The sequence below is a fragment of the Sphingorhabdus profundilacus genome (genome assembly GCF_009769755.1).
In the GTDB taxonomy this organism is placed as follows: Bacteria; Pseudomonadota; Alphaproteobacteria; order Sphingomonadales; family Sphingomonadaceae; genus Sphingorhabdus_B; species Sphingorhabdus_B profundilacus.
The window spans coordinates 1-26,184 of record NZ_SDWJ01000002.1 but is presented as its reverse complement, the minus strand read 5'-3'; the positions used below and the strand labels follow the sequence as shown (position 1 = coordinate 26,184).

Here is a 26,184-nt window from a genome sequence, read left to right as displayed (position 1 = left end):
GCATGAGGACACAGGAGAGTCGCTATGCATGATCTGGTTATACGCGGGGGAACGATTGTCGATGGCACGGGGGCTGAGCGTTACGCAGGCGATGTTGCCATAGACGACGGGGTTATAACCGCAATCGGCCATATCAGCACCCAAGGCCGCGAAGAAATTGATGCCAGCGGAAAGATCGTCGCCCCCGGCTTTGTCGATATCCATACCCATTATGACGGACAGGCCACTTGGGACAGCGAGATGGCGCCGTCCAGCTGGCATGGCGTGACCACGGTCGTCATGGGCAATTGCGGCGTGGGCTTTGCGCCTGCGCGCAAGGACAAGCATGAATGGCTGATTGGCTTGATGGAGGGGGTCGAGGATATCCCCGGCACGGCGCTGGCCGAGGGTATGAAGTGGGACTGGGAAAGCTTCCCGGATTATCTTGACGCGTTGGAGCGTCTGCCGCGCACCATCGACATTGGCACCCATGTCCCGCACGGCGCGCTGCGCGCCTATGTGATGGGGGAACGCGGCGCGGATAATGAGGAACCGACGGAAGCCGATATCGGCGAAATGGCGCGGCTGGTCGAAGAAGGTGTGCGGGCAGGCGCCTTGGGCGTCTCCACGTCACGGACGATCCTGCATAAATCGATTGATGGTGAACTGGTGCCAGGGACGACAGCGACCGAAGCCGAACTGCTCGCGCTTGGCCGGGCAATGGCACGGGCGGGGCATGGTGTTTTTGAACTCACATCCGACCTGTTGCCCGAATGGGACGAATTCGGCTGGATGCGGCGGCTGTCGGATGAAACCGGCCAACCCATCGTCTTTTCCATGCTGCAATCGCCGATCAAGCAGATGCATTGGAAAGACCAGATGGCCGCGATGCGGGCGGCCAACGACAATGGCGCAAGGATTGTCGCGGCCATCGGCCTGCGGGGTATCGGCGTCATCATGAACTGGCGCGGCACGGTGCACCCGTTCATGCGAAAGCCAAGCTGGGACGCGATCAAGGATCTGCCATGGGACCAGCAACGGGCTAAGCTGTCCGATCAGCAATTCAAGGCGCAGATATTGGCTGAGGACAATATTCCCCCGCCATCGCCCGACATGGCGCCCTTCTTCATGCTCGTCACAGCTGCATGGGCCATGCAATTCCCGTTGGTGGATGATTTCAGTTACGAACCAACCCGGGAAGAAAGCATCTTCGGCTTTGCCAATGCAGCGGGCAGGGATGCCGCCGAATATGCCTATGACCAGTTGATGCAGGATGATGGCAACGGCATGATCTATCTGCCGATCCTGAACTACATGGATGGTAATCTGGATTTCACGAAAGAACTGCTGGAATCCGACGATACGCTCGCTTCCTTGTCGGATGGCGGCGCGCATTGCGGCACCATCTGCGATGCTGCGGCACCGACATTTCTGCTGAGCTATTGGGCACGCGATCGCAAGGCGGGGACGATCCCGCTCGAGCTCGCAGTCAAACGGCAATGCCATGACACGGCGCGTTTATATGGTTTGAATGATCGCGGCGTGCTGAAGCCGGGCTATTTGGCCGATGTCAATGTGATCGATTTCGACAGTTTGCGCCTGCAAAAACCGTGGCTGGCCTTTGACCTGCCTGCGGGTGGCAAGCGTTTGCTGCAAAAGGCGACGGGTTATGTCGCCACGATCAAGTCCGGCGTCGTGACCTTCCGCGACGGTGCGATGACCGGGGCGCTGCCCGGCACCGTCGTGCGCGGGCCACAAAATGTCGTTCTGACAGAGGCGGCGGAGTGATGTCATAATTGCATTTCATGTCACAATATGCTATTCGTGACATCTTGTTGAAACGGGACATTTTCTATGGGTATCGAAATCAAAGTCGCCGCAAATGGCCGCATGGTCCTTCCGGCAGATGTGCGAAAGCGACTGGGACTTGAAAATGGCGGCAAGCTGATGCTGAATGAGGGCGAGTTTGGTCTTCAGCTATCGAGCATTAGCCAGCGGGTGGCAAAGGCGCAGGCATTTTACGAGGAAACAAGCCGAGGAATGCCGAGCTTTACCGTCGACGACTTTCTCGCACAAAAACGTGCAGACGCAGCACTTGAAAAATATTGAGTGTGGTAGTTCTTGATGCATCAGCCCTTTTGGCTCTGTTGAAATGTGAAGCGGGTGCGGAAATTGTTGAGGCATCTCTTGAGCAAGCAGTAATAGGATCCGTAAATCTGGGCGAAGCGGCGCAGATCCAGTATCTCTATGGTTGGAAACGATCTGATTTCGAAACCGCGATTGCCCTTATGGAGATTACAATCGTACCGGTGTCTCACAAAATCGCTATCGACGCCGCCGATTTTCGTGAACTGGCTCGCAAAAGCGGTATTTCACAAGCCGATTGTCTTTGTCTTGCCTTGGCAAAAAGCAGAAATGCGGTTGCTTTGACGGCCGATAGAGACTGGCTAAAAATCGCTGATATTGTTGGCGTTAATGTACAGTTAATTCGGTAGTGAGGCGTAAACATTAGCCAACGGGACACTCAATCGTCGCAAGAGGCGGGTTTTCCGTAAAGTCTATGGAGCCGGAACTTCAGCACCATTCAAACCCGCATCGGCATCAAAACATAAAGCGCCGGTGATTTGTCATTTTCGCGAATGAGCGTCGGTGCGCTGGCGTCGGCGAGGTGGAGTTCGACGACATCGCCTTTGATTTCGCTCAATATGTCCATCAGATAGCGGGCGTTGAAGCCGATTTCAAAGCAATCACTGCTATATTGACCGGAGACTTCTTCGGCCGCCGTGCCATTTTCCGGTGATGTGACCGACAGGGTGATCTTGTCTTTATCCAGCGCCATTTTTACGGCGCGGGTTTTTTCTGTGGCAATTGTCGCAACGCGGTCGACGCCCTGACTGAATGCTTTGGGATCAATTTTCAGCAGCTTGTCATTGGCCGTCGGTATGACCCGGCTGTAATCCGGGAAGGTGCCGTCGATCAGCTTCGACGTCAGGATGACCGTATCAAAGGTGAAGCGGATTTTCGAAGCAGAAAGGTCGACCTGTACTGAATTATCACCGGCTTCGTCGAGCAGCTTACGGACTTCAGCGACGCATTTGCGTGGCACGATGATGTCCGGCATGCCCTCGGCACCGGCGGGACGAGGCAGGGTGACGCGCGCGAGCCGGTGCCCATCGGTCGCCGCGGCTTTCAACACAGGTTCGGCGTCTTCGGTGACGTGCAGGAAAATGCCGTTGAGATAATAGCGGGTTTCTTCGGTCGAGATTGCAAAGCGCGTCTTGTCGATAATCTGCACCAGCGAACTGGCGGGAATTTCGAACGACGTGGGCAATTCGCCCTCGGCAATCATCGGGAAATCGTCCCGCGGCAGGGTCGCAAGGCTGAAGCGCGCACGGCCGGCGTTGACGGCCATGCGGCCATCAGCGGCGTGCAGCTGCACCTGGCTGCCGTCCGGCAGTTTGCGGGCGATTTCGAATAAGGTATGCGCCGAAACAGTGGTCGCGCCGGGGCTTTCGACATCGGCTGCAAAGGTTTCGACAATCTGTAAATCAAGATCAGTCGCCGTCAGTTTGATCTGACCATTGTCGCTCGCCTCAATCAGGACGTTCGACAAAATCGGGATGGTGTTGCGCCGTTCGACAACCGATTGGACGTGGCTCAGGCTTTTCAGCAGGGTCGCGCGTTCTATCGTGGCTCTCATTCCAATTCCCCTAATCGGGCTGCCTGCCCGTAAATCCGCCGGAAAGCGCTATTCTTTCGGCGAATCTTCCTTAACCGCTTTGTCCACAAGGGCAAGTCGATAGCTTTTGCCATGTGCAATAAGCTGTGGAATAAGCGCCGCCATGATTTCGACCGGGGGAAAAAGGGTTTTCATCGCACGTCACGGTGAAACTGTGTTCAACAGAATTGCTCGGATGCAGGGGCAGGCGGAGCTGCATACGCCGCTGACATGGGATGGTTGCGTACAGGCGCGGGTGATGGGGCGGGCGCTCCAAAACTATCTCGGCGATGATCCACGGCCGCAGCTATGGTCCTCGACCGCCGGGCGGGCCTTGCAGACATTGGCGTTGATTGCGGAAGAAATTGATGCCGACTGGCACCAGACATGCCGCGATGACCGCCTGCTGGAAATCGATGTCGGCACTTGGTCGAGCCGAACCTATTCCGACATTGCCGCGGAAATCGGCCCGATTGTCGATTTGGAGCATCGGCTGTTCTCGGTCCGGCCTGAGGGCGGGGAATGGTATGATGATGTTGCTGCGCGTCTGTCGTTATGGATTGAAGACCAACTTTTTGAACAGGATATGCTGGTCATTTGTCACGGAATGACCGCCCGGGTTCTTCGGGGAATATTGCTGGATCATGCCCCATTGAAGGGTTTCGACGCGCCCATAGCGCCTAGCCTTGCCCAAGGCAGCATGGTGATGATCTGCGATGGTGTGGAAGAATTGGTGGTCGATGGTGATGGCGCGGGGGAGCGGGCATGAAGATTGCGGTCTGGCTGCTATGCGCTGTTGCACTCGCGGCGCAGCTTGCGGCCAAGGATCGTCTTGGCGTCTATCAGGGCTGGGCCGCATTTCGCGATACTGCCGCTCCGCGATGCTATGCCATTGCTGCCCCCGAAGAAACCGCTGGTCAGCCGACACGCAATGGATATCTATCCGTGGGTTTTTGGCCAAAGCGCGGCATAACACACCAGCTTTATGCCCGCCTTTCGCGGGAACGATCGTCCAACAGCGGCGTAACCCTTAGCGCCGGAGGTCGACGTTTCCGTTTGAAAGCAGATGTTAGCGCGGGATGGGCCGCCGATCGACGCATGGACCTTGCCATCATTGCGGCGATCCGATCGGCGACCTCGCTCAGCATTGAAAGCATAGGCCGTGATGGCCGTTCAATTGTCGACACCTATGCGTTACGCGGCGCGCCAAGCGCAATTGATGCGGCGGCCCTGGGTTGTGTGGCAAAATAGCTTTACTGGTAATTTGCCGCTGTCCGCCCTATACGGCCGCCTATCATGCAAATTCCCGGACATATCGACCCTGTTGTAACCCACCGATCCATCACGCCGCGCGGCGATGGGCGTATTGACCTTATGGGGTTGAACCATTTGCAAATCCGGCAGTTGTTCGAAGAATCGCAACTGGATGCAAAGGCGGCAAAGCTGCGGTCAAAGCAGGTATTCCACTGGATTTACCATCGCGGCGTAACCTCTTTTGAGGTGATGACGGATATTGCCAAAACCATGCGGCCCTGGCTGGCCGACCGCTTTGTGATCGGCCGCCCTGAAGTGGTAGAGGCACAGGTGTCGACCGATGGGACACGCAAATGGCTTTTGCGAACCGATGACGCGCAGGACTATGAAATGGTGTTCATTCCCGATGCAGATCGCGGGACATTATGTATTTCAAGCCAGGTCGGCTGCACGCTGAACTGCAGGTTTTGCCATACCGGGACCATGCGGCTGGTCCGCAATTTAACGCCAGGTGAAATTGTCGGGCAGGTGATGTTGGCGCGCGATGCGCTGGGCGAATGGCCCAAAGGAAACATGGCGTCGGTTGCAGATGACGATGAAGACGATGATGATGTGGGCCATTACACCGCCGACGGACGCATGCTGACCAACATCGTCCTGATGGGTATGGGCGAACCGCTGTATAACTTCGACAATGTCCGCGACGCGATGAAGATCGTCATGCACGGCGATGGGCTTGGCCTGTCGCGACGGCGCATTACCTTGTCGACCAGCGGTGTCGTTCCCATGATGGCCCGGGCGGGGGAAGAGATCAACGTGAACCTTGCCGTATCGCTGCACGCGGTGACGAAGGAAATCCGCGACGAGATTGTCCCCATCAACCGCAAATATGGCATTGACGAGTTGCTGCGCGCTTGCGCTGAATATCCCGGCGTCAGCAACGCGCGCCGGATCACTTTTGAATATGTGATGCTAAAAGACAAGAATGACAGCGACGACGACGCACATGAACTCGTCAGCCTGATTCGGCAGTATAAATTACCGGCCAAGGTCAATCTTATCCCGTTCAACCCCTGGCCTGGGGCGATTTACGAGTGTTCCGACCCAGAACGCATCAAGCGCTTTTCAAATATTATATTTGAGGCCGGTATCAGCGCCCCCATCCGCACACCACGGGGCAGGGACATTATGGCCGCCTGTGGCCAGCTGAAATCCTCCAGCGAGAAAAAAAGCCGCGCTGAACTTGACCGATTGGCGGAAGAAAAGCAGGCAGCTTTGGGTTGAAGGGCCCTGACCCCAGATGCAGAAGTCGGGATTTGTTTACGCGTTTTTTTTCGTACTTGGAGATTGATTCCGTAACAAATGTAATAATTTGTGCGAAAGAGGAAAGAACAGCAAAACGGGGATTTGCTAAATGTCGTTGCTAGACCGCATATTACGCGGAAAAATAAGATATGGTCGCCTAACTTTGGTTTCGCATAAGGGTGAGATCAGTCACTATGGTGAGCGGGTCGCAGGGCGGCCAGATGTAACGTTGCGGATACAATCGCCAGCGGCAGTGCGCCGCATTTTTCTGAACCCCAGGCTAGGCATGGGCGAAACCTATATGGACGGCGGCGTCAGTGTTGATGACGAAGACATAATGGGCTTTGTTGAATTGATCCGTCGGAACAATCCTTGGGAGAATGGCGGTGAGATTGGCGATCCCAAGCCGTTACGAAAATTAGTAGGGCAAATCTTGAGTCCGTTGACGCAGCTGAACTCGTTGGCCAATTCAAAAACAAATGTCGCGCATCATTATGATGTTTCTAATGATTTTTACCAAATGTGGCTTGATAAGGACATGCAATATAGCTGTGCCTATTGGTCCGAAGCTGATGCTACGCTTGATCAGGCACAAATGGCAAAAAAAGCCCATATCGCGGCAAAACTCGCGCTACAGCCTGGCCAGAAAGTGCTCGATATCGGTTGTGGCTGGGGCGGGATGGCGCTGTATCTGCACAAAGTCGCTGGTGTCGAAGTGCTGGGCATCACGCTGAGCGAAGAGCAATTGAAGCTGGCGCGCGAGCGCGCCGAAGCGGCGGGCGTATCCGATAAGGTCCGGTTCGAACTTCTCGATTATCGCACATTGGCGAAACGTGCGCCGGGCTATTTTGACCGGATCGTATCGGTTGGAATGTTCGAACATGTCGGTGTACCGCAATTCGACACTTTTTTCCGCGCCTGTGCCAATCTTTTGAAAGATGACGGCGTGATGTTGCTCCATACGATTGGGCGGTTAGGCAAGCCCGGTAGCACCGATGCCTTCACCCGCAAATATATCTTTCCCGGCGGCTATATCCCCGCGCTGTCCGAAACCCTTGCGGCGAGCGAAAAAGTGAAGTTGATTCATAGCGATATCGAAAATCTGCGCTTGCATTATGCGCTGACGTTGCGTGAATGGTATGCCCGTGTGCGCGCAAACCGTGACACAATCATAGCCCAATATGGCGAGCGTTTTTACCGGATGTGGATATTCTATCTCGCCGGAGCAACCGCCGCTTTCGAATGGGGCGGGATGTGCAATTACCAGATCCAATATATCCGGAACCGCCGTAGCCTGCCGATTACCCGTGATTATATCGCTGATGCGGAATGTGAATTTCAGTCGGCCTAAACGAAAATCGCAACAGACTGCATCCCGGTGAGCATAGGTAGGCCGTCACTATTCCATGCAGTCATATACTGGCTGCTGGCACCGTGTGCGGCATGGTGCGTTTCGCTTGTCAAATACCACCAGCCGTCTTTGGTCGAAGGCACTTCGGTCAGCACATTGATCTGCCAGTTCATGGAACTGACCATGCCTTTTTCGGTCATCATTCCCATCGCCGACGGCGGTAAGGCATCACCGATGCAAATCAGTTCGGCGATATGATCAAGCCCGTCATATTCGGTAAAGCGGTGCCAACTGGCAAGACGGTTGGTTGCCATGCCCAATTCCAACCGCTTGTCCGGATACTGCATGTGACCCGTGAAAAACTCATGAGGGCCGCTTCGAACCGAATCTGACGGTGGTACCGGCGGAAACTCAGGGCGCGGCAAATCTTCATAGTCCAAATGGCTGTGCCTGCGATTCATGAAAACAAATGTGCACGACAGGCCAACCCCATCTGTCCCAACGATTTCCGATTTGACAAAAGCGGTGTTTTTCCCCCGGCGCAATATGTGCGCGGTGACTTCGACCTGATTGGCCAGTGGGCCGACAAATGCAATTTGTGCCGATTGCAGGGGGGGCAAATCATCCCCGACAAGCTTTGCCGCCTGATAGGCCAGAACCGAGCTAAGGCCGCCATAGGATGTCCGCCCTTGATGCCAGCTGGGTGGTATCGAAATCATGTGCGATGTGGCCTCCGGTTTGAACTGGGCCAGAATAGATGCGAGGTTCATGGGAGCGGCTTAGCGGCAGATATTGGAGCCTGCAACCCGCCTCAAATTCCCGCTTGCCTTTGCCCACCTGGCGTGTTGAAACTTTCCCCTACGTCACACAGGAGCGGTAAGATCTATAGCTGGGTCAATAGTTTTTCACGCGACGGCACTGCCCTTGTTCCCGATACAATTGCTGCCAATCTGCTCGTGCGGATTTTGCGTGCGGCAGAGGCTGAAGGTGGCGACCGACGGATCATGCTTGCCGCTGTCGGGATCGAAGAAACGCAATTGCGTAATCCCCTGAATCGTCTGGCATCGCCCCTGGCGTTGCGTTTTTTTGCGATGCTGGAGCAGCATTTTAAAGATCCATCGATCAATTTGCGTATTGGTGAACGCGCATCAATGCAGAATTTCTCCGACCTTGGTTATGCCACCCGGCTCGAGGCGAACCTGGCTTTGGTGATAGAGGCCAATGTGCGAATCCAGGCACTCAGGCAGACAATGTTCCGGACACGTTTCGAACCGACGGGCAAGCCGCCCTTTCTGTTGTGGGATTGTCATCCTGATTTCGTCAATTCCTATGCCCCGCTGATCGAATTTTCTGTGGCTACCTATGCGCGTCTTGCCCGACAGATTTTGGGCGAGGCGCCAATATTGCGGGCAGTCCATTTTCAGCATAAGGCGCGATTTGCACCGTCAATTTATGACGCGATCTTCGGGTGCGCCGTTGAATTTTCCAAACCGACAACACGAATGGAAATTGCGGCGCGTCAAGTTTTTCGACCGTCCGCCATGGCAAATGCAGGTCTTTTTCACGCGGCGTCGGCACGCTTTGAACAGGCGGCCCATTGGATGGCGCAAGGCAAGCCGCATCTGGCCTATAGCTATTTTTACTTATCCAGTGAAATGGACAAGTCCCCTCCGACATTAGACCGCATGGCCAAATCATTTGGAATGAGCGAGCGGAGCTTGCGGCGCAAATTAGTTGATGACGGCGTTCCCTTCCGCAAATTGCTTGACCGTGTTCGCCAGGATTTATGCGGACTATATTTTATGGAGGATAAACGCACACTTGGCGAAATTGCATTTCTGCTGGGCTATAGCGACCTGAGCGCTTTCTCCCGCGCCTATAAACGATGGTTCGGCACAGCACCAAGTCAGTGACAGATGCAAACAGCGAAAGGGGAAAATGGTGGCGTGCGCAGTCCCGACCTAACGCGCCTCCGGTGAAATTTCCCGATTTAACCGGAAAATAACGGGAATTTTCTCAATTTAGGGACATAGCCGGTGCTTCGACGCCTTGAAACCCGTATATATGCCTCGCCTCTCAGCCAAATTCCTGTTTCCGACAAACAGGATTTTAAAACGACCGAAACGGGAATTCTTCCTTCGTTAACGGGTGAAAATGAGCATGACATTCCTTTTCATGATGCTACCTGAATTGTTCCCGGTCAGCACCAATGGCGCAGATCTCATGGTGTGATTTAAAGAGTGATTTGGTCTGATCGTAATTCCAAACATAAACCATTCGCCAATACCTCCAATGTAAAACCAAAGGCGCTCAATGGGTGAGCGGCGACGCGGCAGACGAAACAAAAAATGGTAATAGCTTACGCGGCAACTTCACTCACTGCGACAATGATACAAAAGGCAAATATCACAAGGTAGCCGGCGATGATGCCGATGTGATCAGAAGCGCACTTGTGCAAATACCGTCGCCGATCAAAATCGGCGACGGTGAACGTTAATCGAATAGCTCGGACAGAAACGACTTTTTGCGCTTGCCATGGCGATAGCGGTCGTGATCATCTGCATATCCGCCCTGCATATAGCCCCTGCTTGGTGGTTCGGCTTCGCGTCGGGTCGACGGCGCTGCTTCGACGCTGCGTTCGATAACCTTGTCCAGCTCTCCTCGGTCGAGCCACACGCCGCGGCAGGTCGGGCAATAGTCGATCTCGACGCCTTGGCGCTCGGACATTGTCAGGCCAGTTTTGCAGACCGGGCAGAGCATAGCGGAGACAGATTCTGAGTTTCGCATGGCCTAAGCCATCCCAATTTGGCGGACCGACGCGAGATGAGCCATACGATCCTTAATGACAAGTCTGAGCTTTTTTAGACGCAACAGACGAAACAAGTCTGGAAAGCGCCGTTTCTGCTCATAGTCGACCTCGGCGTCTAGCTTGCTGTGGATCATGAGTAATCGATAACTTAGCGCGGTCATTGTATCTCTCCGGTCAATGGTGGGATCGATCGAACCAACTCCAATGCAACCCGACTTGGGGGTATGAGGTGCATTGGGTTGGCCCGATGCGGTACGACATCGCGGCTGTCGAGGTAAAACAGCCGCCAGAGGGACCCGGCCCGCGTCAGCCAATCTAGGCTTGCCAACGATAGTCCGCCAATCGAATTTTATTCGGGTTCCAATAGCAATAGACTATCGTCGTTCCTAACGGCTGGTATGCCAATCAGCTGGTCTGGGCGCGGGCCTCATCCTGAATCCGCCTAGCTATCGTGCGATACACGTCCTCGTAAGCAGCACCGGATCGCCACGCTGCTGCCATGCTGCGCGTGAATTCCCAGCCCACAGGCTGAAGTATGTCGATGCCGGCACGACCCCCGACATCCGATCGGATGTAAAATTGTGGGAGAACCGCAATCCCAAGCCCCGAACTCGCCATCTGATGGACGCTATCCAAGCTTGTGCCCTCGTAGTCTCGCAGCGGGTCCATGCCGAGTTCGGCGCAGATTGCAGCCACCTGGTGATGGAGGTGGTGGTTCCTAGAGATGCTGAGAACCTGCGCGCCTTTCAGGCCCGCCATGGGCGCGCTGTCGCTTTATCTCGACATCGTCATCATGTTCAGCTTCCTGCTTCAGTTCATCGGCCAGCGGCGTTGAATCACCGCCATAATCCGCTTGTCCCTAACTAGGAGAAGCGCAATGTCCGCTTTGCGCGTTGCAGACATTCTCGGCGCTGATTGGCTCAACTAAAAGCGGACATCGCATTAGAGAGGCGGCAATTGCTAATCTGTTGTACAATCTGGACAGTTCGCTTTTGTGTAGCGAAAGATGAATACGGTCGTTCTGCGACGTTTTAAAAAAAGTCTCGCATCGACATGAGGTAACTCAATATCTGCGCCGTCCTAGCTTTGTAACCGAAAGGACAGGCAATGGATCGGACGAGTGTCGAAGAGTTGATTGCATGGCGATATGCGGAGGAATATCAGGCAACTCTCAGGTTTGAATATCCGGGCTTTCAGGCACAGAAATGTTGCGGGGCGACAAAGGCCGCGCTGGGTTATCGTCGTGCGGATGCAGGCGGGCTGTTTCTCGAGGCATATCTCGATGTGCCCGTTGAAAGCGTCTTGCAAGATATGCTCGGGCGAAGCTTTGCCCGGCGCGACATTGTCGAAATAGGAAATCTTGCATCCTGCAATGCGCTAGCGATGATCGCGCTTTGGGCCAGAACGGCGAATGATCTCGGCAGTGATGCCGAAATAGCGGTTGCAGTGCTGACTGCCCCATTGCGCGCAATGTTTAGCCGGCTCGGCATTCCGCTTACTGAAATTGCCCCTGCCGATCCTGCACGGCTGTGCGGAAACAAGAGCGATTGGGGCGAATATTACAAAAATGAGCCTGTGATCTGTGCTGGTTTGATTGCCGAAGGTCAGCAACGGCTGACGCGTTTTGCCGCACGTATCGAAAGACGCGCCGCATGACCGCGTTGCTCGATGCCATTTTGGACCACGCATATCATAAGGCCGATCAGGTCGCGATTGACGGTGGGTCTTCAGCTACGCTGACATGGGCAGAACTTGCTGAGCGAGTACTCAACGCTAAAGACGATTTTGCAACAAGGTTCGGCGCCCAAGGCCAGCCAGCGGCTTTGGAGTTCGACCATGGGATCGCGGCCGCGATTGCCGATATGGCGCTGCTGGAAGCAGGAATTGCAAGCATCCCAATACCCGTCTTTTTCACTAAACTTCAGCGCGAGCATGCGCTTCTCGCCTCAGGCGCGTGCGTCGTTATTTCAGACCTCGAACCAAATCGTCCAGATGAAGGTGGGGCGTTTCATATTGCATCTCTCAATAACGATCCGCGTCCGGTTTTGCCGGGGACTACCAAAATCAGCTTCACATCGGGCTCGACAGGGACACCCAAAGGCATCTGCCTTTCTGCCGCGCATTTGCTGCAGGTTGCACAGTCGGTTGTGGACTATGTCGGCGATGCCCATGCCGGGCGGCATCTAGCACTTCTGCCGCCGGGAATTTTGTTGGAGAATGTCGCGGGCTTTTATGCCGTGATGCTGGCCGGTGGGACTTATGTCGCATTGCCGCAGGGGGAAACTGGATTTGCCGACCCGTTCAACCCGGACATTGTAAAGCTGCTTCGCGTTATTGGTGAGCAGCGCATCAGTTCGCTCATCCTCGTGCCGGAATATCTGGGCGGTCTGGTGACTGCGATGGAAATGAGCGGCGTGCGCTTTCCGGCACTCAGCCTCGTTGCCGTAGGCGGTGCGCGACTATCTCCAGATCTCATTTCGCGGGCGGAGGATGTCGGTTTGCCCATACGGCAAGGCTACGGCCTGACCGAATGCGCTTCCGTCATCACACTTGAAGGCCCCCACGAAGCGGTACGCGGGAGCGTCGGGCGAAGCCTAGGTCAAAACAAATTGTCACTCGCCGAAGATGGCGAAATACTGATTCATGGTCCGGTCTGTCTCGGATCGATTGGCGCTCCGGCAGACGCTGGTCCCTACCACAGCGGCGATATCGGGCGGATCGATGCCGATGGTTTAATCTGGATCGAAGGCCGCAAATCCAACCTTATCATCACCTCGCACGGCCGCAATATTTCGCCCGAATGGGTCGAAGGCGCGCTCCTTGCCCATCCTGAGATTGCACAGGCCATGGTTTACGGAGATGGCGAAGCAGCACTGGACGCACTGATCGTTCCGGCGAGAGTCAATGCCGATGTCCACGCCGCTATAAAAACCGCGAACGCTGACCTACCTGCATATGCCCGCATCGCGGATTTTCGGGTCGTACCTCCCTTCACGCCCGCGAACGGAATGCTCACCGGCAATGGCCGTATCAAGCGCGACATCATTACCAAAACCCATCTCAAAGGAGACACGATCTTGGCATTTTTCGACCGACTTGTTGCCGAAACAGCGGACGCGCAGGCGTTGCTGGCATCCGTTCCACAACTGCAAGCCGGGCTTGCCGGGCGTATCGATCGCGAAACATATATCGCTTACCTTACGCAGGCGTACCACCATGTACGGCATACCGTTCCGTTACTAACGGCGGCGCGAGCCAAGCTAGCGGATAAGCCCGATTATGCCGATGCATTGGTCGAATATATTGAAGAAGAGACCGGGCACGAAAACTGGATATTGTCCGATATTGCTGCTGCCGGGGGCGACGCGTTATTGGCGGCGAACAGCGCACCGGCAGCGGCAACGGCGGCGATGGTGAACCATGCCTATCGCGTAATCGAAAATGGCAATCCGGCTGGCTTTTTCGGCATGGTCTATGTGCTCGAAGGCACCAGCATTGCCATGGCAACGAGTGGCGCAGCAGCGGTGCAAAAAGCGCTCTGTCTTCCCGATGCTGCTTTCAGTTACCTCACCTCGCACGGCGCGCTCGACCAGGAGCATATGAAGTTTTTTGCCGAGTTGATGAACAGCATCGACGACGAAACCGACCAACAGGCGATTATTAACATGGCGCGCGACATGTTTCGCCTGTTTGCCGACATGTTTGCCGCAATCCCCATGGAGCATCTCGATGAAGCGGCTTGACGATCAGCGGGTCATTCTGACGGGCGCCGCGGGCGGCATCGGCTCGCTCGTAGCTAAGCGGCTTGCTTCTCTCGGCGCTCATCTCATCGGGGTCGACCAGGTGGATTGCCCGAATTGTGCAGAAACTATCCTTGCCGATCTGTCTACGAAGGAGGGCTTGACCGAACTCGCCGAAACACTTTCCACGCAGCGCGTTGACATGCTCATCAATATCGCCGGTATCCAGTATTTTGGCCCTTTCGAGCATCAAAGCTTCGAAAATCTATGGCTTGGCTACGCGGTGAACCTGATCGCTCCTGCCGCGCTTAGCCGCGCGGTACTGCCGCAAATGCAGGCGAGAGGTGCGGGCCAGATCGTCAACATCGGGTCGATGTTAGGCGCGGTGAAGTATCCGTTTTTTGCGTCCTATTCGAGCTCCAAAGCCGGGCTGCAAGGCCTCAGCGAAGGCCTTCGCCGCGAGCTTTTCGCCAGTGGCATTGCCATCACCTATATCGCGCCGCGTGCGGCGCGGACCGCCTTTAACAATCCTGCGGTCGTGCGCTTCATGGAACTCACCAAGATGAAAGCCGACGAACCGGATTTTGTCGCGGATCGGATCGTCGCTGCCATAACCGACCGCAAAAAGGAGGTCTTTATCGGCTTCCAGGAGCGAATATTCATGCGCCTTAATGCAATTTTCCCGCGCCTCATCGACGCGGGCATTTCTTCGCAGGCCGCAAAGGCGCGCCATTTTTTCACCGCAGCTTGAATATGAAGGAGAATGAAATGAAAACATCTGGAAAGATGAGAATCGCCGGAATGCTATTGGCAAGCGTGCTGGCATTGAGCGGCGCCCAAGCCAGCGGCAATCCTGCAATGGATGCCGAGGTCATGGCTATCAATAATGGCTGGGCGCACATTAAATATGAAGTCAAAGGCAGCAGTGCCCAATATGCGGCGCTTGATGCGCTGGGTGCCAAAGCTGCGGCCGTGAGCGCGAAATATCCCGGCCAGGCGGACCCGCTCATGTGGGAAGGCATCGTCCGAAGCGAAGAGGCGGCAGTCGCGAGCACCTTGAAGAAGCTGGGTTTTGCCACCAAAGCCAGAGACCTTCTGATCAAAGGTTTCAAACTTGACCCACACGCCGGCAAGGGCGGCCTCGCGATGAGCCTTGGCGTATTATATTATCGCGTGCCCGGCTTCCCTATCGGCTTTGGAAATACCGCCAAGGCGGAACAGTTTCTGAAGGCCGGATTGACCAATGATCCGGGCGGGCTCGATTCCAATTTCTTCTATGGCGATTTTCTAAAGGAGCAGGGCAAGAAGGACCAAGCCAAAATCTATTTGAAGAAAGCTCTCAACGCACCTCATGATTCTCGCCGTCCGGTATGGGATGCAGGCCGTCGTGCCGAGGTTCGTGCACTGCTCGAGAAGCTCGGCTGAGCGACCATATGTGGCACGCCTTTGCGCGGCAATTATCGTATCCCCAAGGGTTCGCCGGATTTGCGGTTGGCAAGCTGATGAAGCTCGCCAACCGCGAGCCGACCCGGTTGGCCATCGAGGCACTGGACATTCAGCCAGGAAATGATGTCCTCGACCTCGGCTGTGGCGCGGGGCAGGCATCTGCCCTGATGCTACCTTTGGCTGCATCGGGACGGGTCGATGGCATTGATCGATCAGCCATAATGATCGACGAGGCAAATCGTACCAACAGCCAGGCTGTTCGAGTTGGTCGCTCTCGATTCCAATGCGCGGATTTTGAATCACTGCCATTTCCGGACGATTGCTTTGAACGCATACTGGCGTCGAACGTAATGTATTTCTGGCACGACACCCGACAGGTACTGAGCGAAATCAGGCGCGTTTTGCGGCCGGAAGGCAAGCTGGCGATATATCTCACAAGCGCCCAAACCATGCATCACTGGAAAATTGCCCGGGCCGGAACGCACAGATTGTTTGACGCAGATGATGTTCGGTGGGTCTTGATCGAAGCCGGTTTTGCGCCGGATTTGGTGAATGTAAAAATCGTCTATCTTTCCGGGGGTGTAATGGGTGTAATTGCCGTCGCCACGCTGGAAAACGCATAATATCGCAAATGTCGTACAACATGCTATGCCGCTGAATTAAATGACCGTAGATCAGGATTCAGAAGAGCAGCCCGCTGGCCTCCGGTCGCATTATGAAATGCTGCAGCCAAAGTTGCGGCGGTTTTTAACGGCGCGACTGGGCAGCCCTGCCGATGCGGAAGATCTGATGCAGGACCTTTGGATAAAACTGGGGCAAATTCCGTCAGGCCCCGTCGGGAACCCGTCTGCCTATCTCCACAAAATGACGCTCAATCTTGCAAACGACTATGTACGCTCTCGCATGCGGCAGCGTGGGCGCGAAGCAGCGTGGAGCGATGTCATGATCGCCGAACCGAATAGCTTGGCCGTCGATCCGTCGCCTTCACCAGAAGCCGCATTGGCAGCCAAGTCAGAACTGGACATTCTGTTGCGCGCTATCCGGACACTACCTGAACGGGCTCAACAGGTTTTTCGAAAGCATCGTATCGAAGGTGCGAGCCATGCTGAGGTAGCCGCGGAATTTGGAATTTCGAAAAGCGCGGTGGAAAAGAACATGGCCACAGCCATGAAACATCTGATGCGCGCTATGCAAGAGGACGATGAGACATGAGGTTGCTTAGGGTCGGCGACGTCTATGGTGTGAACAAGGGGAAAATGGCCGTGGATTGGTGCCATGACAAATAATCAGAAAATATCGGACGAAGCAGCCGACTGGCATGCCGCGATGTCGGGCGACAATCCTGATTTCGACGGCTTTACTTCGTGGCTCGAAGTTTCACCTGAAAATGGCCGTGCTTACGACGCGATATTGATGCTCGACGATACGGTAGAAACGAACAAAGCAGCGATTCAAGCCGCATTGCCGGCAAATGATATGGGCCACAGTGTACGCCCCCAACGCCGCACATTTTTGATGCTGGCGCTTGGCGCATCTGCATTTATTCCGGGCGCGCTCTGGTTTGGCATTCCCGGTCAGTCGGTTGAGTTGAGGGCGGGGGATTCTCCCATACAAGTCGCGCTGGATTCGCGCGTTAATATCGAACTGGATCGAAATAGCCGCCTTCTCCACGGAAAAAATGATTTTGATACCGTTGAGCTCGCCCAAGGTGCCGCGCATTTTAGCGTTAGACATGACCCGAAAGTTGGCTTTACCGTCAAGGCTGGTGATGTTTCGGTAATCGATCTCGGTACACAGTTCGAAGTCCAGCGCAACGGTGACCAGATCGGGGTTTCGGTTGCCGAAGGGTCAGTGGCTGTGTCGTTTGCCAAAGGCAAGAAGCTGACCCTGACCGCAGGGCAACGCGCTTATGTCGAAAACGGCCTCATTACGACATCGCTTATCGAGGCAGGCTCGGTCGCCAGCTGGCGGAAAGACAGGCTGGTTTACCGCGAAACCCCCTTGCGGCAGGTTGCCAAGGAGATTAGCCGTTATACGCTCGCGCCGGTTACCGTAGACCCTTCTGTGTCTGACCGGCGGTTTTCCGGGGTATTGACGATTGGTGACGGACATTCGCTCGACAAGAATTTGGCCGATTTCATGGACCTTGCGCGCAGCGAGCAAGGCGGCTCTGTTCGGATCAGCGCTAAGCGTTAGCCTTGCGGCGCCTTCGGCTGCTGTCGCTGCGCCATCACAATATGTAATTTCCTTACCGGCCGGAGAACTGAGCGACGCCCTGATTGCACTTGCAGAGCAGACCGGCGCATCAATTGGTTATCCCCCGCGGCTGCCATCAAAAAAGGTTCGGGCATTCCGAGGCAAAATGCGCGTCGAAGATGCGCTTCGCCGGTTGTTGGCCGGCACTCAATTGCGCGCGGCCCAAACCGGACCAATGGCCTGGCGCATTGTAGCCGGGCCCGGCCGCCATGCGTCGCCTAAGCCGTCGAGGCGCACAAAACCACCAGCACAAACAACCCTGCCACCTCCCCCGGACGAACTTCCGCTGCAAGAAATTATCGTGACGGCGACCAAGCTTTCGAGCCCAGTCCAAACGACGCCGCTATCGGTCATTATGTTATCCGGAACCGACCTGATCTCATTGGCAGCGCTTCCCGGCACACAGGCCGTGGCGGCGCTGTCCGACGGGATGGTGCTGACCAATCTGGGTCCGGGTCGCAACCGCAGCTTTATCCGGGGCGTTGCCGACAGCCCTTTCAACGGAGCCACACAAAGCACGGTGGCGGTCGAGCTGGACGATGCCCGCGTCACCTTCAACGCGCCCGACCCCGACCTGACTCTGGTTGATGTTGAGCGCGTGGAGTTGCTTGAGGGACCACAGGGACCGCTGCATGGAACCGGCGCGCTCGGCGGCGTTTACCGCATCGTGCCAAAGGCGCCGGTACTGGATCAAATAGCAGGCGAGCTTGTGGTCGGGGCCGAGCTGTCGGGGGGAAGCGGCCCCGGATGGAACGGCAATGCAATGCTGAACCTACCGCTGGTGGACGGCCGCTTGGCCTTGCGCGCAGTTGCCTATGCAGCCAGAAACGCCGGATGGATTGATCGGTCGGGTCCGTTCGGGCGAAATAGCAATTCAAGTCGGGTTCTGGGCGGGCGGGCCGACATAAGGTGGGTTCCGCTAGAGGGCTGGACCGCCGATTTGGCTGGGGCGGTACAACTGCTAGATGTCGACGACAGCCAATATGCAACATCCTTAACTCGTCCGTATCAACGAGCGGGCACCATCGCTGAACCGCATGACAACGACTTTCTGAATGGCCGCCTGACGGTTCGTGGTCAGCTTGGCACGGCTGACCTGGTGTCGGTCACCAGTTTGACTTCGCACGAAGTTGCCTCGGTACTCGATGCCACCGCATCCGGTGCATTTTTCGGACTAAATGGCCCTCTGCGTTTTGAAGACGACCGGATATACCGTCTGTTCAATCAGGAAATCCGTTTGTCAGGGGGGACCGAGTTTCGATGGCTGGTCGGCGCGTCCTATCTGTCGGCGAATACGACATTATTGGCAGAGTTGCAGCCCGCTGTCGGCGCCGCGGTCAGCGTCGGCGAACTCAATCAGACCAACAGCGAGGCCGCGATCTTCGCGAACTTCTCTGCCCCGATTACAAGTGCCGTCCGTGCCGAGGCGGGACTGCGCTTGTTCCGCGCCCTATCCAACGACGAGCGGACAGAAAATTCAGGCACTGCTGCACGCAAAACTAGACGCACAGGCGTCTCCCCGAGCCTGTCGGTCAGCTGGACTCCCGACGAACTTCACTTTCTGTATCTTCGTTACTCGAGTGCGTTCCGACCGGCGGGCCTCAGCCCATTTGCACCGACAGCCGATGCAGAGTTCGAATCCGATGAGCTAAAATCCTGGGAATTGGGCGACCGTTGGCGAAGCCGTGACGGGCATTGGACCGCAAATGCAACGGGGTATTTGGCGAATTGGGATCATATCCAGTCCGATTACCTTCTACCAAACGGGCTGGTCGCCACGCGCAATAGCGGGACTGGCCAAATCTACGGAGCCGAAGTTCGGCTAGGTTGGAACGACACGATTTGGCAATTGTCAGGCGGGTTCGACCTGCAGCACGCACGTCTAGAGGTGCCTGAACCTGGCCTTGCGCTTCCGCCGGACAGTGCTTTGCCTATTGTGCCAAAATATAAAGCGCATGTGATGGCACATCGCACGCTAGATTTAGGGACAGGCATACTGCAATTGGGCGCGCGCGCAAATTGGATCGGGCCTACGCGCCTCAGCCTCGATCCACTGCTTAACCGCCGAATCGGCGCGAGAATGGCGGTCGATGTTGATTGCTCCTATGCATCGGACGATTGGACGATAAGTGCTGGAATTGCCAATCTGTTAGGTTCGGATGCCGATACATTTAGCTTCGGAAATTCATTCTCCATCGGCAGCATGGATCAGAGAACGCCCATGCAACCTCGAACCTTCCGCATCGGCATCCGGAAAAATTGGTGAGGAAATCTGCAAAACGGCTGCGGTGAGCAGCGTGTCGTGACGTCTCCCTTGACAATTAATGTCAGGAGAGTGCCATGCGCGTTACCATATCCCTTTATTGTCTGATGCTGTTGCTCAAACCGGTCGCGGTGCAGGCGAAGCCAGACCATGCAAAAGGCATATTGGCGGATGCAGACGCTGTTTCCCACGGGTCGGTAACCTTGAAACAGCAAGGCGGTATGGTCCACGGAACGATCAGAATATCCGGAATGATGCCCGGCTTTCATGCGATGCACATTCACAGCACCGGACAATGTAGGGGCGACGGCTTCACCGCTGCGGGTGGCCATTGGAACCCTCAGGTCAAACAGCACGGTCTGCAAAACTCGATGGGCGCACATCTTGGCGATTTGGCACAAATCACCGTGGGAAAAGACGGCAAGGGCAAAGCGCGATTCATGTTGATGTCATCGCTAGACCAACTGCTCGATGCAGACGGTGCGGCTTTGATTATCCACGCCAACCCAGATGACGGAATGACTGATCCGAGCGGAAATAGCGGGCCGCGGATTTTGTGCGCGGTCATCGGATGAATGTTGCTAGAAGCGGCCGGTGGCCAAGCTCTTTGTAAGCTGTGACCCAGGAAGGAAAATTCGGAATATGCAAAATGTCGAAAAGTCCATGAGCAAAGTCCCGACAATAACGGTGGGCTTTTGGGCAATCAAAATTCTCGCAACAACCTTGGGCGAGACGGGCGGTGACACGCTCAGCATGACGATGAATTGGGGCTATCTTGCTGCGACAGGCGTGTTTGCCGCGCTGTTGCTCGGCCTCGTTGCGATCCAGATTTCCGCACGTTCATTTCGCCCTTCGCTCTATTGGGCGACCATAATTGCATCGACTACAGCGGGAACGACGCTCGCTGACTTTGCGACGCGATCATTGGGTATCGGCTACACCGGTGGATCATTAATACTACTTGGTCTCGTACTCGGCTCGTTAGCGAGTTGGAGGCTGGCGCTTGGCACGATAAACGCAGACGATATCAGAGATAGCCGAGCTGAGATGTTTTATTGGCTGACCATCACTTTTTCCCAGACCCTCGGGACGGCGCTCGGTGATTGGTTGGCGGACACAGGGGGCTTTGGTTACATCGGAGCCGCTGGAATTTTCGCGGCCGGATTGCTGTTCCTGATTCTTCTATACTACCGCACGAATGTCAGCCGCATAATCCTGTTCTGGGCCGCGTTCATCCTTACCCGGCCGCTCGGTGCGGCGGTTGGGGATTTCCTGGACAAGCCGATCGACAAAGGCGGACTGGATTTCAGCCGCCCACTCGCTTCGGCCGTGCTTGCGTTGTTCATCGTTGTTCTCATTATTCTGCTACCGCAGCGTGCCGGAACTCACTCCGATCCTGGCGCGCCTGTCTTGAAATGAACAAACAGCCGTTTTCGTGAAGTGCGAACCGGTCGCCGAATAAACGAAATGTTAGCGGCAACTACCTTCAAGTTTCTCCGACCGAACGTCTGCATTGCCAGTTTCCATGCATAGAAGCAGACAGTCTGGAAACGGCCCATTATCTGCCATTGGTCGGACGGCTTAATCAACGGCAGCTATCGACGGTTGCCGCGACATGTCCGAACAACCGCAATGTTAGCGCGATCGGACTATGGCAAATTTCCAAATATCTCGGTGCCAATACCCGCGCTTGTCCACCCGCCACCCATCGCCTGGAACAGCGCAATTCGATTGGTCAGTTGGTCGGCCTCGATCTGGATCAGCGATAATTCGGCGCTCAAAAGTGCCCGCTGGGCATCGAGTTGTTCGAGATAGGGCGAGTAGCCGGCCCGATAGCGATTGGTCGCGAGCCGAAGGCCGCCCGAAAGGGCGTCGCGCTGCGCCGCGATCGCCGTCCGCTGCTGGCTCAGGCGCCGAGCGGCGGCAAGCGCATCCTCAACTTCACGAAACGCGGTGAGCGCAACACGTCGATATGCCCATGCTGCCTGGTCTCGCTGCGCGCCTGCGCCTTCGGCTTGAGCGTTCAGTCGGCCGCCCTCGAACAATGGTGCCAGGATGCTGCCGCCGATCGACCACAGCGCGATCGGATCGCCAAGCAACGAGGACAGGGTGGCACCTGCTGACCCTGTCAAACGCACTTGTGGCAGAAAGCGCTTGCGTGCGGCAGCGAGCGAACGGTCGCTCGCTGCCAGCTGAAATTCGGCCTGCGCCACATCGGGACGGCGTCTCAGCAATTCAGACGGCAACGCCGCAGGAATAGCGGGTTGGACGATCCGGCCCAGCGCGGACGTCCGCCCAATCAGCCCCGGCACATCGCCGACCAGTATGCTCAGGGCATTCTCCTGACGGGCGATTGCGAGCTGTGCTTGTGGAATAATCTGAAGCGTCGCCTGATATTCGGCTTCAGCCTGACGCAGTTCGAGCAGCGGCGAATAGCCGTTGCGCGTCCGCGACCGAGCAATCCGCAGCGCCTCGCGCCGCGCTTCGAGCGTACGCTGCGCGATGCCGAGTCGCGCATCGAGCGCACACAGCGTGACATAGCCGCTGGCAATGGCAGCCGCGATCGAGAGCCGCGTCGCGTCGCGCGCGGCCGCACTCGCCAAAAACGCATTGCGCGCTGCCGCCGACTGATCCGCAATTCGCCCGAAAAGGTCGACCTCATAGGCAATTTGAAGCGTCGGCTGCGTCCCGATGGAATCCTGTGACGTGCCGAACGGACTGACTGCGCGCGACGCCGCAGCGCCAACTCCTGCATCGAGCGTCGGGGAAGACTGGGCACGCGCCGATCGTTCCTGCGCGCGCGCTTCGCCAAGCCGTCCGATCGCGATGCCAATATCGCTGTTGTTCGCCAGCCCGCGCTCGATGAGTGCGTTCAGCTGCGGATCGTTGAAGCGCTGCCACCATCGCTCATTGATCAGGCTGCCGGGTTCGACATCGGTCCGCCATTGCGCCGGAGGGGTCACGGGTGCGACTTTCGCAAGCTTGACTGCAGGCCCCGCGCAGCTTGCAAGCCCACAGGTCAGCAGGAGAAGCATCGAGGTGGGCTTGATCATTTCCCGGTCACAATCTGCACTTCGACCGACATGCCCGGTCGCAACCTGTCCGCAGCGGCCTGGCCCGGACCGATCTCGATCCGCACCGCAATCCTCTGCGCGACCTTGACGAAGTTGCCCGTCGCGTTGTCGGGCTTGAGAACCGTGAACTCAGAGCCCGCAGCGGGAGCCATGCTCTCGATCCGGCCGTACAGTTCGGTACCACCGAGCGCATCGACTGTGAAATTGGCGCGCTGTCCGACGCGCATATTGCGCGTTTGGGCTTCCTTGAAATTGGCGATAATCCAGTTGGCGCGCGGCACCAGAAACATCAACTGGGTGCCGGTGGTCACGAACGCGCCGCGACGGACGCCAATCTCACTCAACTGGCTGTCGGTCGGCGCGCGGATGATAGTGTTGTCGAGATCGATCTGCGCCAGCCGCAATTGTGCTTCGGCGGCTTCGACCCCAGCGCGCAGTCCCCCGCGTCCGACCTGCACCGATCGGATATCCTCTTCGCCGATCGCGCGCGCCGACCGCGCCTGCGCGAGTGCGGCCATTGCCTGCATCAGTGCGGCGCGGGTCTGGTCGCGTTCGCGTGCAGAGATAGATCCGTCGGCAACGAGAGCATCGGCCCGCCGCATATCGGCCTGCGCGCGAACCAGTTGGGCCCGCGCATTTGCGATACCTGCGTCCTGCGCGCCTAGCGCGGCAGCGCGCGATCGCTCGGCCTGTGCCGAGTTCGACAGCGCGGCATTTTGCGCGGCGACATTCGCCCGCGCCTGCTCGACGCGGGCCCTATAGATACGGTCATCGATCGTTGCGAGGATTTGCCCTCGCCGGACCTGCGCGAAATCGACCTCCGGCACCGACGTGACATAGCCGCTGACCTGCGGGCTGATGATCGTGACGCTGCCCTTCACATAGGCATTATCGGTGCGCTCGGCGCTGCCCGCGAACGGAAAGAGCTGCCAAGCATAGAGGACGGCAAGAACGGCCAATAGCGCCGCTGCCACAGCAACCAATGTCCCCCAACGCGAACGCGCGGGCGGAGCCCATTTGTCGGGCGCTTGGGTTTGGGTTTGCGCCTCACCGTTTGGTTCGGCGGGTACGTCATTCACGGCTCGTTACCTCAGCTGATATGGCCTGAATCCTTTGTTGCAGCTGGATGATCGGGGATATCTCGCCCCGGCGATGCATCGACAGGCGGATTGCGAGCATCCAGATGAGCGCACCGCTTGCGAGCACGCCCACCAAGAAGAACACGTCGTTAAAGGCCATGATATTCGCCTCGCGCGCGACCTGCTTGCCCAGCAGGGCCAGTCCTTGAACATTTCGCTGATCCGGATCGGTCACCACCCCACCGAGTGCGCCGCCGCCGCCCCTGATCCGTCCGGCGACCATCGGATCGGTGAGCACGATGCGCTGGACGAGTTCGTGCGAATGGAATTTCTCGCGCACCGTCTGGAAGGTGCCGAGCCCGGCCGAGCCCGCCAGCCCGCCGATGCTCTGGCTGACGCTGAACAAGACGACGAAGCTTACGAGGTTTTGCGTTCCTGCAAGCAACGTGCGCGCGATGCCGATCACCATTGCAGTGCCGAGAAACAGGACCGAGGCAAAACCGATCATCGACTGGGTAAGGTAGAAATCGTCGGGGCGCGTAAGGTTTGACGTACTGGCGTCCATAAAGGCCGCGACCGCAATCATCAGGATAGCGATGCCGATCGGCAGGCCTACGTCGTGTGCTCGGAACGAGGCCAGCATCACGATCACGCCAGCAACCGACGCCATCACTACGATGAGGTTAAGCATCATCATCTGATCGACGCCCATGCCCACCACCGTAAGAAAGCCGACCGAGCCGAAACTTTGTTCGGACAGGAGTATCCGGACCGAGGCCGCGATAAGCATCAGCCGGATAATGGCGGCAGTCCCGAGCCAGCGCGTGTTGATCAGCGGGTTGCGGCGACCGTGTTCGACGAGGAGCGCTGCGGTAATCAGCATGATCGCGGCGACTAGGGCGAGACCGATCCACGGCGTCTCGGTCCACCACAACAACCGTCCCTGGCAGAGCACTGCGATCACCAGACACAGGCCAGGCGCGAGCAATCCGAATGTGAGGAAATCGCTCCGCTCGAAGGCCTTTTCGCGCTCGCTCGGCGGAAGAGGCAACGCAATTACCGCCGCCAGTGTCGCGAGTGCCAACCCGCATTCGAAGAAATAGGTCATCCGCCAATCGCCCCAAGTCAGCAGATCGGGTGACAGCACGCGGGCAAGCGGGGTCGCAATCTGCGGCACGCTGATGCCGAGCATGATTCCCGCGAGCCGCTTGGGCGCGGGCAGGCCCTGCATGAAATATAGAATGGTCAGCGTGCTCAAACCGCTTCCCGCAAGACCGCTGATCGCGCGGACCGCCAGCGTCGACCAGAAATCATGGATAAACAGATGCGCGAACGTCACAAGCACATAGGCCCCCAGAACGTAGCGGATGAACGGTTGCAAGCCGAACTGCTGGCGATATTTGATCAGCAACAGATTGGCGGTGACATTGGTCATGTAATATGCGGCCAGCAGCCACGCCCCGTCGTCGGGCGATAAACCCAAAGTGCCCTGGACGAACGGCAGGTTCACGGTCACCAACGCGCTGCCGAGGCCGCCAGTGATCCCGATCAGGATCGCGGCCAGGAGGTAGCCGATCCGGCGGACCGCCGGATGATCGGGGTTCGCAGGCGAGCCTGGCAAGGTTGGCCGCTCATGCGGCTTGAACACGTAAACGGGTGCTGCACTGTTCACGATCCGGTGCGCCTTCATCAGTCGTTACGCCAAGGGAATACTCGTCAGCAGATTTTGTTCCGCCTTAACGTCCTCTCGAACAAACGGACGCTTTCGACGACCGCGCGTGATGCCTTAAACGGCAGGAATATTCGGCGGCTGCGGAACAAAGCTGATGGCCGCGGCTTGTTCCTAGCGAAAGTGCGGCACGCCTGCGCCGATGGAGATTGACAGTGAAAGTTCTTATGATCCTCACTTC

At 56.8% G+C, this 26,184-nt stretch carries 26 protein-coding genes; 19 read left to right on the top strand and 7 right to left on the bottom strand.

Annotated features, from left to right (window positions below):
• Window positions 1-24 precede the first annotated feature (24 nt).
• From EUU23_RS07880 to EUU23_RS07870, 3 genes are all read left to right on the top strand, one after another.
• Window positions 25-1,767, top strand: coding sequence for an N-acyl-D-amino-acid deacylase family protein (locus EUU23_RS07880; RefSeq protein WP_160353626.1), 1,743 nt, complete (start codon window positions 25-27; stop codon window positions 1,765-1,767).
• A gap of 66 nt (window positions 1,768-1,833) precedes the next feature.
• Window positions 1,834-2,088 carry an AbrB/MazE/SpoVT family DNA-binding domain-containing protein gene (locus EUU23_RS07875; RefSeq protein ID WP_160353625.1) on the top strand — a complete coding sequence of 85 codons (255 nt, stop codon included), beginning with the start codon at window positions 1,834-1,836 and terminating at the stop codon, window positions 2,086-2,088.
• Window positions 2,089-2,090: 2 nt separating this feature from the next.
• Complete coding sequence (locus tag EUU23_RS07870) at window positions 2,091-2,474, top strand: PIN domain-containing protein (RefSeq protein WP_160353624.1); 384 nt, start codon at window positions 2,091-2,093, stop codon at window positions 2,472-2,474.
• Between the two features lie 89 nt (window positions 2,475-2,563).
• On the opposite strand, the gene dnaN is transcribed toward EUU23_RS07870, so the two are convergent.
• A complete protein-coding gene (gene dnaN, locus EUU23_RS07865) occupies window positions 2,564-3,679 on the bottom strand; it encodes a DNA polymerase III subunit beta (protein ID WP_160353623.1) in 1,116 nt (371 codons plus the stop codon).
• Window positions 3,680-3,821: 142 nt separating this feature from the next.
• Here dnaN and EUU23_RS07860 point away from each other — a divergent pair, with 142 nt between their 5' ends.
• The 4 genes from EUU23_RS07860 to EUU23_RS07845 all read left to right on the top strand — a co-directional run bounded on the left by EUU23_RS07860 (window position 3,822) and on the right by EUU23_RS07845 (window position 7,607).
• Window positions 3,822-4,466 carry a histidine phosphatase family protein gene (locus EUU23_RS07860; RefSeq protein ID WP_160353622.1) on the top strand — a complete coding sequence of 215 codons (645 nt, stop codon included), beginning with the start codon at window positions 3,822-3,824 and terminating at the stop codon, window positions 4,464-4,466.
• On the top strand, window positions 4,463-4,948 hold the full coding sequence (locus EUU23_RS07855; protein WP_160353621.1) for a hypothetical protein: 486 nt from the start codon (window positions 4,463-4,465) through the stop codon (window positions 4,946-4,948). The genes EUU23_RS07860 and EUU23_RS07855 overlap by 4 nt, the downstream gene beginning before the upstream one ends.
• A gap of 45 nt (window positions 4,949-4,993) precedes the next feature.
• Complete coding sequence (gene rlmN / locus EUU23_RS07850) at window positions 4,994-6,235, top strand: dual-specificity RNA methyltransferase RlmN (RefSeq protein ID WP_160353620.1); 1,242 nt, start codon at window positions 4,994-4,996, stop codon at window positions 6,233-6,235.
• 130 nt (window positions 6,236-6,365) lie between these two features.
• The gene (locus EUU23_RS07845; RefSeq protein ID WP_160353619.1) at window positions 6,366-7,607 is read left to right on the top strand and encodes an SAM-dependent methyltransferase; all 1,242 of its coding nucleotides are present in this window, start codon (window positions 6,366-6,368) and stop codon (window positions 7,605-7,607) included.
• On the opposite strand, the gene EUU23_RS07840 is transcribed toward EUU23_RS07845, so the two are convergent.
• Complete coding sequence (locus EUU23_RS07840; protein ID WP_160353618.1) at window positions 7,604-8,377, bottom strand: thioesterase family protein; 774 nt, start codon at window positions 8,375-8,377, stop codon at window positions 7,604-7,606. The genes EUU23_RS07845 and EUU23_RS07840 overlap by 4 nt on opposite strands.
• A gap of 72 nt (window positions 8,378-8,449) precedes the next feature.
• Between EUU23_RS07840 and EUU23_RS07835 the strand changes: the two genes are divergently transcribed.
• Together EUU23_RS07835 and EUU23_RS07830 are read left to right on the top strand one after the other, a co-directional pair.
• Window positions 8,450-9,520: an AraC family transcriptional regulator ligand-binding domain-containing protein gene (locus EUU23_RS07835; protein WP_160353617.1), complete on the top strand. Its 1,071-nt coding sequence runs from the start codon at window positions 8,450-8,452 to the stop codon at window positions 9,518-9,520.
• 404 nt (window positions 9,521-9,924) lie between these two features.
• Window positions 9,925-10,104, top strand: coding sequence for a hypothetical protein (locus EUU23_RS07830; RefSeq protein ID WP_160353616.1), 180 nt, complete (start codon window positions 9,925-9,927; stop codon window positions 10,102-10,104).
• Here the strand turns inward: EUU23_RS07830 and EUU23_RS07825 are convergent.
• Both EUU23_RS07825 and EUU23_RS07815 read right to left on the bottom strand, forming a co-directional pair.
• Window positions 10,101-10,394: a TFIIB-type zinc ribbon-containing protein gene (locus EUU23_RS07825; RefSeq protein WP_160353615.1), complete on the bottom strand. Its 294-nt coding sequence runs from the start codon at window positions 10,392-10,394 to the stop codon at window positions 10,101-10,103. The two genes, EUU23_RS07830 and EUU23_RS07825, sit on opposite strands and share 4 nt — an antisense overlap.
• 427 nt (window positions 10,395-10,821) lie before the next feature.
• Window positions 10,822-11,175, bottom strand: coding sequence for a LysR substrate-binding domain-containing protein (locus tag EUU23_RS07815; RefSeq protein WP_160353613.1), 354 nt, complete (start codon window positions 11,173-11,175; stop codon window positions 10,822-10,824).
• Window positions 11,176-11,523: 348 nt separating this feature from the next.
• On the opposite strand from EUU23_RS07815, the gene EUU23_RS07810 reads away from it, so the two are divergent.
• From EUU23_RS07810 to EUU23_RS07765, 10 genes are all read left to right on the top strand, one after another.
• Window positions 11,524-12,072, top strand: coding sequence for a thermostable hemolysin (locus EUU23_RS07810; protein WP_160353612.1), 549 nt, complete (start codon window positions 11,524-11,526; stop codon window positions 12,070-12,072).
• Complete coding sequence (locus EUU23_RS07805) at window positions 12,069-14,159, top strand: AMP-binding protein (RefSeq protein ID WP_160353611.1); 2,091 nt, start codon at window positions 12,069-12,071, stop codon at window positions 14,157-14,159. Before EUU23_RS07810 ends, EUU23_RS07805 begins: the two co-directional genes overlap by 4 nt.
• Entirely contained in the window at window positions 14,146-14,907 is a 762-nt protein-coding gene (locus EUU23_RS07800) for an SDR family NAD(P)-dependent oxidoreductase (RefSeq protein WP_160353610.1), read from the top strand. Before EUU23_RS07805 ends, EUU23_RS07800 begins: the two co-directional genes overlap by 14 nt.
• A gap of 17 nt (window positions 14,908-14,924) precedes the next feature.
• A complete protein-coding gene (locus EUU23_RS07795; protein WP_246156367.1) occupies window positions 14,925-15,581 on the top strand; it encodes a tetratricopeptide repeat protein in 657 nt (218 codons plus the stop codon).
• Window positions 15,582-15,658: 77 nt separating this feature from the next.
• Window positions 15,659-16,225, top strand: a complete 567-nt coding sequence (locus EUU23_RS07790; RefSeq protein WP_160353609.1) for a class I SAM-dependent methyltransferase — start codon at window positions 15,659-15,661, stop codon at window positions 16,223-16,225.
• Between the two features lie 40 nt (window positions 16,226-16,265).
• The gene (locus EUU23_RS07785) at window positions 16,266-16,814 is read left to right on the top strand and encodes an RNA polymerase sigma factor (protein ID WP_160353608.1); all 549 of its coding nucleotides are present in this window, start codon (window positions 16,266-16,268) and stop codon (window positions 16,812-16,814) included.
• A 63-nt stretch (window positions 16,815-16,877) separates the two neighbouring features.
• A complete protein-coding gene (locus tag EUU23_RS07780; RefSeq protein WP_160353607.1) occupies window positions 16,878-17,798 on the top strand; it encodes a FecR family protein in 921 nt (306 codons plus the stop codon).
• Window positions 17,749-20,124, top strand: coding sequence for a TonB-dependent receptor (locus EUU23_RS07775; RefSeq protein WP_160353606.1), 2,376 nt, complete (start codon window positions 17,749-17,751; stop codon window positions 20,122-20,124). Before EUU23_RS07780 ends, EUU23_RS07775 begins: the two co-directional genes overlap by 50 nt.
• Before the next feature lie 74 nt (window positions 20,125-20,198).
• Entirely contained in the window at window positions 20,199-20,696 is a 498-nt protein-coding gene (locus tag EUU23_RS07770; RefSeq protein WP_160353605.1) for a superoxide dismutase family protein, read from the top strand.
• Between the two features lie 67 nt (window positions 20,697-20,763).
• Entirely contained in the window at window positions 20,764-21,540 is a 777-nt protein-coding gene (locus EUU23_RS07765) for a COG4705 family protein (RefSeq protein ID WP_160353604.1), read from the top strand.
• Window positions 21,541-21,770: 230 nt separating this feature from the next.
• Here the strand turns inward: EUU23_RS07765 and EUU23_RS07760 are convergent, their stop codons facing one another.
• The 3 genes from EUU23_RS07760 to EUU23_RS07750 are packed head-to-tail and all read right to left on the bottom strand — an operon-like array spanning window position 21,771 to window position 25,964.
• Window positions 21,771-23,174, bottom strand: a complete 1,404-nt coding sequence (locus EUU23_RS07760) for an efflux transporter outer membrane subunit (protein WP_160353603.1) — start codon at window positions 23,172-23,174, stop codon at window positions 21,771-21,773.
• On the bottom strand, window positions 23,171-24,274 hold the full coding sequence (locus EUU23_RS07755; RefSeq protein WP_160353602.1) for an HlyD family secretion protein: 1,104 nt from the start codon (window positions 24,272-24,274) through the stop codon (window positions 23,171-23,173). Before EUU23_RS07755 ends, EUU23_RS07760 begins: the two co-directional genes overlap by 4 nt.
• Window positions 24,267-25,964 (bottom strand): MFS transporter, encoded by a 1,698-nt coding sequence (locus EUU23_RS07750; protein WP_160353601.1) that lies wholly within the window; start codon window positions 25,962-25,964, stop codon window positions 24,267-24,269. The genes EUU23_RS07755 and EUU23_RS07750 overlap by 8 nt, the downstream gene beginning before the upstream one ends.
• Window positions 25,965-26,184 lie beyond the last annotated feature (220 nt).